The sequence below is a fragment of the Modestobacter marinus genome, assembly GCF_019799945.1.
Lineage (GTDB): Bacteria > Actinomycetota > Actinomycetes > Mycobacteriales > Geodermatophilaceae > Modestobacter > Modestobacter marinus_B.
The window spans coordinates 90,668-103,048 of record NZ_JABGCH010000010.1 but is presented as its reverse complement, the minus strand read 5'-3'; the positions used below and the strand labels follow the sequence as shown (position 1 = coordinate 103,048).

General features: G+C 76.5%; 8 protein-coding genes. 7 read left to right on the top strand and 1 reads right to left on the bottom strand.

The annotated features are described in order from the left end of the window. Positions 1–286 precede the first annotated feature (286 nt). The 7 genes from HK417_RS11440 (at position 287) to HK417_RS11410 (ending at position 11,710) form a co-directional block, all read left to right on the top strand. Positions 287–1,447 carry a hypothetical protein gene (locus HK417_RS11440; RefSeq protein ID WP_222266466.1) on the top strand — a complete coding sequence of 387 codons (1,161 nt, stop codon included), beginning with the start codon at positions 287–289 and terminating at the stop codon, positions 1,445–1,447. 131 nt (positions 1,448–1,578) lie between these two features. Next, positions 1,579–2,739 (top strand): adenylyltransferase/sulfurtransferase MoeZ, encoded by a 1,161-nt coding sequence (moeZ, locus tag HK417_RS11435; protein ID WP_222266464.1) that lies wholly within the window; start codon positions 1,579–1,581, stop codon positions 2,737–2,739. Between the two features lie 179 nt (positions 2,740–2,918). Then, positions 2,919–3,506, top strand: a complete 588-nt coding sequence (locus tag HK417_RS11430) for a TIGR03086 family metal-binding protein (RefSeq protein ID WP_222266462.1) — start codon at positions 2,919–2,921, stop codon at positions 3,504–3,506. A gap of 91 nt (positions 3,507–3,597) precedes the next feature. Continuing rightward, complete coding sequence (locus HK417_RS11425) at positions 3,598–4,746, top strand: hypothetical protein (RefSeq protein ID WP_222266459.1); 1,149 nt, start codon at positions 3,598–3,600, stop codon at positions 4,744–4,746. A 16-nt stretch (positions 4,747–4,762) separates the two neighbouring features. After that, entirely contained in the window at positions 4,763–5,080 is a 318-nt protein-coding gene (locus HK417_RS11420) for an MGMT family protein (protein ID WP_222266458.1), read from the top strand. 91 nt (positions 5,081–5,171) lie between these two features. After that, complete coding sequence (locus tag HK417_RS11415; RefSeq protein ID WP_222266456.1) at positions 5,172–8,396, top strand: ATP-dependent helicase; 3,225 nt, start codon at positions 5,172–5,174, stop codon at positions 8,394–8,396. After that, on the top strand, positions 8,393–11,710 hold the full coding sequence (locus HK417_RS11410) for an ATP-dependent helicase (protein WP_222266454.1): 3,318 nt from the start codon (positions 8,393–8,395) through the stop codon (positions 11,708–11,710). Before HK417_RS11415 ends, HK417_RS11410 begins: the two co-directional genes overlap by 4 nt. A 21-nt stretch (positions 11,711–11,731) precedes the next feature. Here HK417_RS11410 and HK417_RS11405 read toward each other — a convergent pair whose 3' ends face one another. Further along, positions 11,732–12,304 (bottom strand): hypothetical protein, encoded by a 573-nt coding sequence (locus HK417_RS11405; RefSeq protein WP_222266452.1) that lies wholly within the window; start codon positions 12,302–12,304, stop codon positions 11,732–11,734. Positions 12,305–12,381 lie beyond the last annotated feature (77 nt).

The following is a 12,381-nucleotide window of genomic DNA, read 5'->3' as shown; positions in this document are numbered from 1 at the left end:
CGTTCCCGTGAGTCGGCCGGTCCCGACCCGAGGAGGTGGCCGTGTTCGGCCGACGTGAGCTGGACCCCCTGCGGCTGCGCTTCGAGGAGGTCCACCGCCACCGGCCGCGCTCGGTGCTCTCGCCGTTCGTCGCCGTCGACGAGGTGGACCCGGAGGCCCAGCGCGACGGTGGGCTCCGGCTGCTCGGGTCCGGACCGGTGGCGCCCTTCTGCGCGGTCGTGCTCGACCTCGGCCCGCAGGGGTCGGCGAGGGGCTGGTCGCCGGGCTCTCCGGGCCCGCCGGGTCCGTGCTCGCCCGGTGGGACGCCGCGACCGGGGAGGTCCGGATCGAGGTCACCGGGCCGGACGGCGTCACCGTGGCCGGGACGGCGCCGCTGTTCCCGGAGCCGGCCGGGCAGGTCGCCGTCGTCGTCAACGAGAACCAGGTCACCGTCCTGGCCGCCCCGGCCGGGGACGCGCTGTGCCCGCTGCTCACCTCCCGCGACCCGGTCCGGACCGCGCTGGACCTGCGGGACCCCGCCGTCCTGGGCGGCCTGCAGTACGCGTGGGGGGCCGGCGGCGGCAGCGCAGCCGGGGTCCGCCGGGTCCGGGCCGGACTGTCCGGCCCGGTGGGGGTGCGTGACCCGCAGGTCGTGCGCCGGCCGGACGGGACGCCGTACGTCGTGGACGGTCGCCTGTACCTCACCATGACCAGCGCCGGCCTCGGCTTCTTCCAGCAGGCCCACTGGGGCGTCTGGACGCTGGACCTCGCCGACCCCGCACGGCTCGAGCAGGTCGGTGCGCTGTTCTCCGCCCGCGACGGGCGGGTGCTCGGTGACCACGCCGGGCACCTGGTGGTCGACGAGCCGGCCGGCCGGACGATCGTCGTCGTCTCCTCCTGGGGTGACCACGACACCGCGGTGGGCGTGCACGTGCGGCACACCACCACGAGCGAGGACCTGCTCACCGGCGTGCACGTGCTGGAGACCGAGCGGCTCGACCTGCCGACCGAGGAGAGCGCCTGGGACCCGTCGCTGGCCCTGCTCGACGGCCGCTGGCACCTGGCGTTCGTGGAGTGCTTGGCGTTCTCGCCCCGCTACACCTTCCACCCGGCGCTGGCCGTCGCGACCGGCGCGGACTACGCCCAGGGCCTGCGCCTCGTCGCCGCGGACGCCTCGCTCGAGCAGACCGAGGGCAGCCTGCTGACGCCGATCGGCGGGGAGTGGTACGTGCTGGCCAGCGACGGGGACGGCCGCCGCTACCCGGTGTACGACCTGCGGCTGCGCCGGCTGGGCGACCTGGCCGCGCCCTACGGGACGAACATCCCGCACCCCGCGGTGGTCCGGGCCGGACAGGGCCGCCGGGCCCCCTGGTGGCTGCTCACGTTCGACGGGACGGCGTGGCACGAGGACGTGCTCGGCTACGGCACCCACGGCGACTTCGTGGTGCTGGGCGCCCGTCCCCGCTGACGGTCCGTCGGAGATCACGACCCGGACCGCGGACGGCGGAATGAGGGGGCCGTGTCAGGCTGTTGAGCACCTCAGGACGTCGGCCTCCGGGCCGGCCTGCCCTGACGACACAGCCGTGTGAGGAGCGCCCCGTGCAGTTGCCACCCCTGGTGGAGCCCGCTGAGGACCTGTCGATCGACGAGGTCCGCCGCTACAGCCGCCACCTGATCATCCCCGACGTCGGTATGGACGGGCAGAAGCGGCTCAAGAACGCCAAGGTGCTCGCCGTCGGCGCGGGCGGCCTCGGCTCCCCGGTGCTGATGTACCTGGCCGCGGCCGGCGTGGGCACCCTGGGCATCGTCGAGTTCGACGTCGTCGACGAGTCGAACCTGCAGCGCCAGATCATCCACGGTCAGTCCGACGTGGGCCGGTCCAAGGCCGAGAGCGCGCGCGACTCGATCAAGGAGATCAACCCGAACATCGACGTCCGGCTGCACGAGACGCGCCTGGACAGCGACAACGTCCTGGACATCTTCAGCCAGTACGACCTGATCGTCGACGGCACCGACAACTTCGCGACCCGCTACCTGGTCAACGACGCCGCCGTGCTGCTCGGCAAGCCCTACGTCTGGGGCTCGATCTACCGGTTCGACGGCCAGGTGTCGGTCTTCTGGGACGAGCACGGGCCCAACTACCGCGACCTGTACCCGGTCCCGCCGCCGCCCGGCATGGTGCCGAGCTGCGCGGAGGGCGGCGTCCTGGGCGTGCTCTGCGCGACCGTCGGAGCGATCCAGGCCACCGAGGCGGTCAAGCTGATCACCGGCATCGGCGAGACGCTGCTGGGCCGGCTGATGGTCTACGACGCCCTGGAGATGACCTTCCGCACGATCAAGGTGCGCAAGGACCCGGAGGCCGAGCCGATCACCGGGCTCATCGACTACGACACCTTCTGCGGCGTCGTCTCCGACGAGGCCCAGCAGGCGGCAGCAGGCGCGACGATCACCGTCGACGAGCTCAAGGACATGATGGACGCCGGCAAGGACTTCGACCTCATCGACGTCCGCGAGCCGAACGAGTACGAGATCGTCTCCATCCCCGGCGCGCGGCTCATCCCCAAGGACGAGATCCTCTCCGGCCGGGCGCTGGCGCAGCTGCCGAACGACAAGCCGATCGTGCTGCACTGCAAGACCGGGGTGCGCTCCGCCGAGGTCCTCGCCGCGGTGAAGAACGCCGGCTTCCGGGACGCCGTGCACGTCCAGGGCGGCGTCACCGCGTGGGCGACCCGGATCGACAAGACCCTGCCGACCTACTGAGAGGACCCCGTCCCTCCCCACGATCGAAGGACCCCCGTCCTCCTCGTCCCTCGCAAGCTTGGGGCGAGCTTCGGGAGGGGCCGGCGCCGTGGGGCCCTGGGACGAGGCCGTTCCAGCAGCTCACCCGGGGCCCGGCCCGCCGTTCGGCGGACCGGGCCCCGGCTGCGTTTACTGGCGCCGTGCCCGCGTCCCCCCATGCCGACCTGCTGCTGCTCTTCCAACGGGCCCAGGCGCAGTTCACCGATCGGGTGGACGCCGTGGCGGCGGGGGACTGGGCCGCCCCGGCGCTGCCGGCGTGGAGCGTCGCCGACCTCGTCGCGCACCTGACCAGCGAGCAGCTGCGGGTGCCACCGCTGCTGGCGGGGGAGTCCCCGGACGCCGTCGCCCCGCGCATCCCGACCGACCCGGACGAGCTGCTGGGCGGCGATCCGCTCACCGCCTGGGAGACCGCCGGCGACGCGGCCCTCACCGCCTGGGCGTCGCCGGACGCGCTGGACCGCAGCGTCCAGCTCTCCGGTGGGCCGGCGCCGGCGGCGGACCACCTCGTCGAGATGACCGCCGACCTCACGGTGCACGCCTGGGACCTGGCCCGCGCGATCGGCGGGGTCACGCGGCTGGACCCCGAGCTGGTCGCGGCAGCCGGGCGGTACGCGGAGGAGCGGCTGGGCGACCGCGGGGTCCCCGGGCTGATCGACCCGCCGGTGCCGGTGCCCCCCGGGGCCGATCCGCAAACCCGGCTGCTGGCCCGGTTCGGCCGGCGGGCCTGAGCGCCGGGACCCTCGCGTCCGCGTCCGGCCGAACCGTCGCCCCGACCCCCTAGGCTGCCTCCCCGGCAGCGCACAGCAGAGAGGGTCACCGATGAGTCAGCCACCCCAGGGGCAGGTCCCCAGCGGACCGGACGACCGGTCGTCGTCCGGCGACCAGCCGGGTCGGGGCGGTGGCTGGGACCAGCCGTCCGGTCCGCCTCCGCAGCACCCGCAGTCCGCTCCGACCCCGCAGCAGCCCGGCCCGGGCGGCTGGGGCCAGCCGGGGTGGCAGCAGCCGGGCTGGGGCCCACCTCCGGGTCAGCCCGGCCAGGGCGGTGGCTGGGGTCAGCCCGCCGGTCAGCAGCCGCCGCCCGGTGGCTGGGGCCAGCCGCCGGCACAGCCGGGCCAGGGCGGTGGCTGGGGTCAGCCCACCGGCCAGCAGCCGCCGTCGGGTGGCTGGGGTCAGCCGCCGGCGCCGGGCGGGCCGTCGCCGACCCAGGTGTTCGGGGTCCCCGGGCAGCCGCCGCAGCCCGGCGTGACCGGCTGGGGCGGCCCGGGCGGGCCGGGCGCCCCGGGTGCTCCCGGCGGGGGCGGCGGGAAGCGCACCGGGGTGATCGCGCTGATCGCCGGCCTCGTGGTCCTCGCCGTCGTGGCCGCCGTGCTGCTCTTCACGCTGGGCGGCGACCCGGAGGAGGACACGGACACGGCCGCCGGGAGCGCCACGAGCGCAGCTCCGTCGTCGTCGCCGAGCGCGCCGTCGAGCAGCTCGGGCGGCGGGTTCACCGCCGCTCCGCCGCCGGGCGGCTCGGGCGGCGACGCCAACGAGGAGTTCGTGGCCACGCTCCCGCTCGACTTCACCGACTGCGCGGGGGTGCCGCTCGCCGGGGACGGCGACATCGCTGCGGCCTCCTGCGGTGCGGCGGCGACCCAGCCCGGCCCGGCGGAGGCCCAGTTCTACCTGTACCCGGACAAGGCCACGCTGGACGAGGTCTTCTCCACCGACGTGGCTGGCCTGGGCACGACGGAGCTCCCGGCCGACGGAGACTGCGCGACGGCGATGGGCTCCGGCGAGTGGACCTACCCGGACGGCAGCGTGGGCGGCCAGGTGGTCTGCGCGATCACCGAGGACGGCAACGCGCTCATCGCCTGGACCGACGACGAGTTCCTCACGGAGGGCGTGGTGCGCTCGCCGGGCAGCACGCAGGAGGACGTCGCCACGCTCTACGAGTGGTGGTCCAACAACTCCGACTACCAGAGCTGAGCCCGGAGGGACGGCGGTGCGGGCACCCGGGCCGGTGGGCCGGTCGGCGGAGGACGTCGACGAGGCCGTCTTCGACGTGGTCGAGACGATCCCGCCGGGCCGGGTGAGCACCTACGGCGCGATCGGGCGGCTCGTCGGGGTGGGGCCCCGGCGGGTCGCCCGCGCGCTGGCCGGGGGCGGCGCGGCGGTGCCGTGGCACCGGGTCGTGCGGGCGGACGGGACGGCGGCCGAGCCGGTCCGGGTCCGCCAGCTCGCGCTGCTGGCCGGCGAGGGCGTGCCACTGCGGGGATCCCGGGTGGACCTGGCCGCGGTCGGCTGGCCGGAGGAGTGCTGAAGGACCCCGTCCTCCCCTCCGCTCGCGAGCTCGCGAGGGAACCCGGGACGGGGCCAACGGAACTGTCGGCACCGCGTGGTGTCATCGAGGGGTGCGGGGGGAGACGACACAGCGGAGCGACGGCGCGGCGCCGGTCTACCGGTTGGTCCAGCCGGCGGCCGTGCCGCTGGTGCGACCGCGCCTCGACCCGGCCCAGCAGACCGTGGTCGGGCACCCCGGCGGCCCGCTCCTGGTGCTCGCCGGACCGGGCACCGGCAAGACGACGACGATCGTCGAGGCGGTCGCCGCCCGGATCGACGCGGGCGTCGACCCCGAGCGGATGCTGGTCCTCACGTTCAGCCGCAAGGCCGCCGTCGAGCTGCGCACCCGCATCACCGCGCGGGTCGCCCGCACCATCCGTGAGCCGGTCGCCCGCACCTTCCACTCCTACGCGTTCGGCGTGCTGCGCCGCGCCGCCGTGCTGCGCGGCGAGCCGGCTCCGCGGCTGCTCACCGCCGCCGAGCAGGACGCGGTGGTCGCCGAGCTGCTGCGCGGTGACGCCGACGAGGACGGCGCGGTGCGGTGGCCCGGCGAGCTCTCGGCCGCCCTGGGCACCGACGGGTTCCGCGACGAGCTGCGCGAGCTGCTGCTGCGGGCCACCGAGCGGGGGATCGGCAGCATCCAGCTCGCCGAGTGGGGCCGGGCCCGCGGGCTCCCGCACTGGGAGGCCGCCGCCGCGTTCGCCGACCAGTACGCCGGCGTCACCGCGTTCACCACCGCGGCGCGGGGCGGCGCGAGCGGCTACGACCCCGCCGAGCTGGTCCGCGCGGCGATCGACGAGCTGCGGGACGACCCGGAGCTGCTGCGCGACGAGCGGGCCAGGGCCGGCTGGCTGTTCGTCGACGAGTACCAGGACACCGACCCCGCGCAGGTCGAGCTGGTGGAGCTGCTGGCCGGCGGTGGCGGCAACCTGGTCGCCGTCGGCGACCCGGACCAGGCCATCTACGCGTTCCGGGGCGCCGAGCCCCGGGGGATCATCGACTTCCCCACCCGGTTCCGGCACCGCGACGGCCGCCCCGCCGACCGGCTCTCCCTCGGTGTCTGCCGCCGCTCGGGTGCGGAGCTGCTGGCCGTCAGCCGACGGGTGGCCGAGGGGCTGCCCGGCCCGTGGGAGCACCGCCGGCTCACCTCGGGAGAGGGCATCGACCCGGGCGCGGCCGAGGTGCACGTCTTCGACTCGCCGTCCGTGGAGGCCGCCTTCCTCGCCGACACGGTGCGGCGCGCGCACCTGCTCGACGGGGTGCCGTGGTCGCAGATGGCGGTCGTCGTCCGCTCGGCCTCCGCGAGCCTGGGCCCGGTCCGCCGGGCGTTGACCCAGGCGGGGGTGCCGGTCGCGGTCAACGCCGACGACGTCGCGCTCGCCGCCCAGCCGGCCGTCCAGCCCTTCCTCGCCGCCGTGGGCGCGCTGCTGCCGGCCGCACCCGGCCCCGACGGTGTCGCCGGCGAGACCGGGCTGGACGAGCCGGGGGCCGAGGCGCTGCTCGCCTCCCCGCTCGGCGGCGCCACCGTGCTGGACCTGCGGCGGCTGCGCCGGGCCGCGCGCCGCGCGATGGCCGCCCGCGGCGAGGACCCCGCCGTTCGCGGCGCGCCCCTGGCCGCGGTGCTCCTGGACGCGACCCTGCTCGACGCGATGCCCGAGCACGTCGCCCGCGCGGCGCACCGGGTGGCCCGCGTGCTGGCCGCCGGCCGGGTGAGCCTGGCCGGCGGAGGCTCGGCCGAGGACGTGCTGTGGGCGATGTGGCAGGCGAGCGGGCTGGCCGGCCGCTGGGGACGGGCCAGCGCGGCGGGCGGTCCGTCCGGCGCGGTGGCCGACCGCGACCTGGACGCCGTCGTCGCGCTGTTCGACGCCGCGGCCGGGTTCGTCGACCGGCTGCCGCACGCGGGCGTGGCCGCCTTCGTGCAGCACCTGGTCGCCCAGCAGCTGCCCGGTGACAGCGGCGCCGCCCGCGCACCTGCCGGGGAGTCGGTCCGGCTGCTCACCGCGCACGCCGCCAAGGGCCTGGAGTGGGACCTGGTCTGCGTCGCCGGCGTGCAGGAGGGGGTGTGGCCGGACCTGCGCACCCGGGCCAGCCTGCTCGGTGCCGAGGATCTGGTGGAGGCGGCCGGGGGCACCGACCCGGCCACCCTCGACCGCCGCACGCTGGCGCTGGCCGAGGAACGCCGGCTGTTCTACGTCGCCTGCACGCGGGCCCGCCGCCGGCTGCTGGTCACCGCCGTCGACGGTGCGCTGGAGGGCGGGGACGCCGGCGCGACGGCATCCCGCTTCCTCGACCTGATCGCCCCGCCGCCGCCCGGGACCGACGGCGCCCGGCCGCACACGCCGTTGCCCCGGCAGCTCACCCTGCCCGCGCTGGTGGCCGAGCTGCGCCGGCACCTCACCGATCCGCACACCCCCGCCCCGCGCCGGGCGAGCGCCGCCGCGGTGCTGCGCCGGCTGGCCGACGAGCGGGTACCCGGCGCCGGCCCGGCGGGGTGGTGGGGCCTGGCCCCGCTCTCCGACGACGCGCCCCTCGTCGACCCGGACGCCGTCGTCCCGGTGCGACCCTCGGCGATCGACACCTTCCAGCGCTGCCCGCTCCGCTGGGTGCTCGGATCGGTGGGCGCCGAGGCGGCACCGGAGGCCACCCGCACCGTCGGCTCCGCGGTGCACGACGTCGCGCAGCAGGTGGCCGAGGGGCTGCCGCCGGCCGAGGCGGCCGCGGTGCTCGACACCGAGCTCGACGGCCTGGACCTCGGCCCCGGCTGGTTCGACCAGCGCCAGCGGCAGCGCGCACAGGAGATGCTCGCGAAGTTCGTCGTCTGGCACACCCGCGGCGACCGGGAGCTGATCGCCGCCGAGGAGGACTTCGACGTGGTCGTCGGCCGGGCGCGGCTGCGCGGCCAGGTCGACCGGCTGGAGCGCGACGCCGACGGCCGGCTGGTCGTCGTCGACCTGAAGACCGGCAAGACGCCGCCGCGCACGGTCGAGGATCACGGCCAGCTCGCCGCCTACCAGGTGGCGGTGGCCGAGGGCGCCTTCGCCGAGCACGGCACCGTGCCCGGCGGCGCCGCGCTGCTGCAGGTCGGCGGGGTGCAGAAGGCGGCCAAGGAGCACCACCAGCCGCCGTTGCCGGCCGACGTCGGACCCCGCGAGACGTGGGCCGGTCAGCTGATCGCCGAGGTCGGGGAGGGAATGGGCGGCGGCAGCTTCGCCGCGCGCACCGACACCGACTGCGAGCGCTGCGCGTTCCGGCGCAGCTGCCCGATGCAGGAGTCCGGCCGGCAGGTGACCCGATGAGCGCCCGGTCCGCGTTCGACGGGCAGCTGGCCTTCGACCTGCCCGGAATGGTCCCCGTCACGAGCCCGGAGCCGCCGGAGCTGCTCACCCCCGCCGAGGTGGCCACCCGCTGCGGCCTGACGTACGCCCCGTCCCCGGAGCAGGCCGGCGTAGTCTCCGCGCCGGTCGACCGGCCGCTGGTGGTCGTCGCCGGCGCCGGTTCGGGCAAGACCGAGACGATGGCCGCCCGGGTGGCCTGGCTGGTCGCCAACCAGCTGGTCGCCCCGGAGGCGGTGCTCGGGCTCACCTTCACCCGCAAGGCGGCCAGCGAGCTGAACGCGCGGGTCCGGCTGCGGCTGGGCGCGCTGGCCGACCACCCGCAGACCGATCCCGCGCTGCGGGAGCGGCTGGCCATCGCCGCGCCCACGGTCGCCACCTACCACGGCTACGCGGCCGGCATCGTCGCCGAGCACGGGCTGCGGATCGGCGTCGAGCCCGGCGCCGGGGTGCTCGGCCCGGCGATGTGCTGGGGCCAGGCGGCCACCGTCGTCGCCGCGCACACCGGTGACATGGCCGACGTGAACCTCGGCCTGGTCACCACCACCGAGGACGTGCTGCAGCTCGCCGCCGAGCTCGGCGAGCACGACGTGAGCCCGGCCGCCCTGCGCGCCTGGACCGTCCGCTTCGAGCAGCAGCTGCGCGGCTACCCCGACGCCCCCAAGAAGCGGGGCCCCTACGCCGAGGTGCTGAAGATGCTCGGCCGTCAGCGGGCCCGTGCCGCGCTGCTGCCGATGGTCGAGGCGTTCGAGGCGCGCAAGCGCGCGGCCGGCGCCATCGACTACGCCGACCAGGTCGCCTTCGCGGCCCGGGTGGCGGTCAGCTCCCCGGAGGTCGGCCGCCGGGAGCGGGCCCGGTGGCGGGTCGTGCTCCTCGACGAGTACCAGGACACGAGCGTCGGCCAGCTGCGCATGCTGGAGGCGCTGTTCGGCGGCCCGGGCGGGCACCCGGTGCTCGCCGTCGGCGACCCCCGCCAGTCGATCTACGGGTGGCGCGGCGCCTCGGCCGGCACGATCGAGCGCTTCGCCCGCACCTTCCCGGGCACCCCCGACCGGCCGGCCGAGCGGCTCACGCTGTCCACCAGCTGGCGCAACGACCGGGCCGTGCTCGCGGTCGCCAACACCGTGGCCGCCGCGCTGCCCGAGCCGGAGCAGCCGCTGCCGGACCTGACGCCCTCGCCGGTGGCCGGTCCCGGAGCGGTGCACGTCGGGCTCTACGAGACCGTGGCCGAGGAGACGGCCGCGCTGGCCGACCGGCTCGCGCAGTGCTGGACGAGCACCGGCGCGAACGGGCAGCGCCCGACCATCGCGGTGCTGGCCCGGCGCCGCGCGCAGCTGCCCGGCATCGCGGCCGCCCTGCGCGAGCGCGGGCTCCCGGTGGAGGTCGTCGGGCTCGGTGGCCTGCTCGACGTCCCCGAGGTGTCCGACGTCGTGGCCACCCTCCGCGTGCTGGTCGACCCCAGCGCCGGCGACGCGCTGGGCCGGCTGCTCACCGGCGCCCGGTGGCGGATCGGCCCGCGCGACCTGGCCGCGCTGGAGTCCCGGTCGCGGGCGCTGGTCAAGGAGCGCGCCGCGGCCCGCCCCGCACCGGAGGGCGGAGCGGACGCGCCGGCCCCCGAGCTCCCGCGGGAGCGCGGCAGCATCATCGAGGCGCTGGACGACCTCGGCCGGCCCGAGGCCTTCTCGCCCGAGGGGTTCCGGCGGCTGCGCCGGCTGGGTGCCGAGCTCGGCTCGCTGCGCGGACGGCTGGGGGAGTCTCTGCCCGACCTGGTCGACGAGGTGGTGCGCTCCCTGGGGCTGGAGACGGAGCTGGCCAGCCACCCCGACGTCACACCCGGCGGCGCGCGCACCCACCTCGACGCCCTGCACGAGGTCGCCGCGGAGTTCGCCGAGCTGGCCGAACTGCCCTCGCTGCCGGCGTTCCTGGGGTACCTCGCCGACGCGGAAGTCCGCGAGCGCGGCCTGGAGCCCGGCGAGGTCGCGGTGAACCCGGAGGCGGTGCAGCTGCTCACCGGGCACTCCTCCAAGGGTCTGGAGTGGGACGTCGTCGCCGTCCCCGGCATGACCAAGGACCAGTTCCCGGCGCGGTCCGACGCCTCCGACTCCTGGATCCGCGACCCCGGCGCCGTCCCGGTCGAGCTGCGCACCACCGACCGCGCCGAGCTGCCCCGGCTGCACCTGCCGGTGCCCGGGTCCGGAGACCAGGCCGCGGTCCGCGACGCGCTGGAGGACTACGTCGCCGAGTGGAAGGACTTCGGCCTGGCCGAGGAGATCCGGCTGGGCTACGTCGCGGTCACCCGCGCCAAGCACCTGCTGCTGTGCTCGGGCAGCTGGTGGCGGGACGGCAAGACCGCCTGCGGCCCGTCGTCCCTGCTCCTGGCGGTCAAGGACGCGGTCGGGGCCGGTGCGGGCGTGGTCGACGCGTGGGCGCCGCCGCCGGCCGACGACGCCGAGAACCCCGCGCTGGCCGAGTGGCCGGTCGGGATCTGGCCGGCCGACCCGCTGTCCTCCGGTCGCCGGCGGGCGCTGTCCGCCGCCGCCGAGCTGGTGGCCGCCTCGCAGCCGCACCCGCTCACCGACGAGGCGCTCCGCGCCACCGACGACCCCCTGGTGGCCGACTGGCTGCGCGACGCCGACCTGCTGCTGCGGGAACGCGCCGAGGCCGGCCGCGGCGTGGTCGACGTGCCGTTGCCACCGCACCTGTCGGTGTCCGCCCTCGTCGCGCTGCGCCGCGACCCGGCCGAGCTCGCCCGCCGGCTCCGCCGGCCGATGCCCGCCGCCCCCGCGCCGCTGGCCCGCCGGGGGACGGCGTTCCACGCGTGGCTCGAGGAGCGGTTCGGCACCTCCCGGCTGATCGACCTCGACGAGCTGCCCGGCTCCGGCGACGCGGAGGCGGCCCCCGACGAGGCGCTCACCGCCCTGCAGGACGCCTTCCTCGCCAGCGAGTGGGCCGACCGCCAGCCGGTCGACGTGGAGGCCCCGTTCGAGACGCCGCTGGGTCCGCTGACCCTGCGGGGGCGGATCGACGCGGTGTTCGCCGACGGGCAGGGCGGCTTCGAGGTCATCGACTGGAAGACCGGCCCGGTGCCCGGCCCGGCCGAGCTGGCCGCCGCCGGGGTGCAGCTGGCCGCCTACCGGCTGGGCTGGTCCCGGCTGACCGGGGTGCCGGTCGAGCGGGTCAGCGCCGGGTTCCACCACGTGGCGGCCAACAGGACGCTGCGCCCGGTCGACCTGCTCGACGAGGCCGGTCTGCTGGTCCTGGTGACGGGCGCCGGCTGACGGGCCCGCCGGCGCGCGCCGCTACAGGCTCTCGGCCGCCGCGGTGAGCACCGCGACCGACGCCGCGGGCGTCTCCTGGAGGTTTACGAGATGGACCACCACGTCCCCCACCCGCGCGAAGTAGTTCTCGTTCATCTCGAAGGCCTCGTCGCCGACGCCATCGAGCGGGATGCGTTCACCAAGACCGGCCGTGAACTGCAGGTCGTCCGGGGGGAGCACCGCGATCGTGAACTCCTTGCCCGAGCCCGCGCTCCACGTGCTCCGGGTCCACGTGTACGTGCAGCTGGGACTCCCGGAGCCGGATGCGATCTCGGAGGTCACGGTGACCGCGACCTCGTCGTCGGGGAGCTGCTCGGACAGGATCCCGGCCATCTCCTCGTCGCTGACCAGGCTGCACGGATCGATGTCCGGCGCGCCGGCCGGGGCCTCGGTCGGGACGTCCAGGGCGTCCGTGGCGTCCGCCGGGACCTCGGCTTCGGCGTCATCCGCAGCGTCGCCGGCAGCCGGGTCGGGATCACCTCCGCACCCGACCAGGATGAGCAGGGCGATGGCGCACCAGACAGCTGCCAGGCGTGGTCGCGTCGCGCGTCGCATCCCGATCACCCGCACCCTCAGGGGTCGCCGAGCACTCGGTGGAGGATGCTGGCAGGGTGCGGCGGCTCCTCGCAATG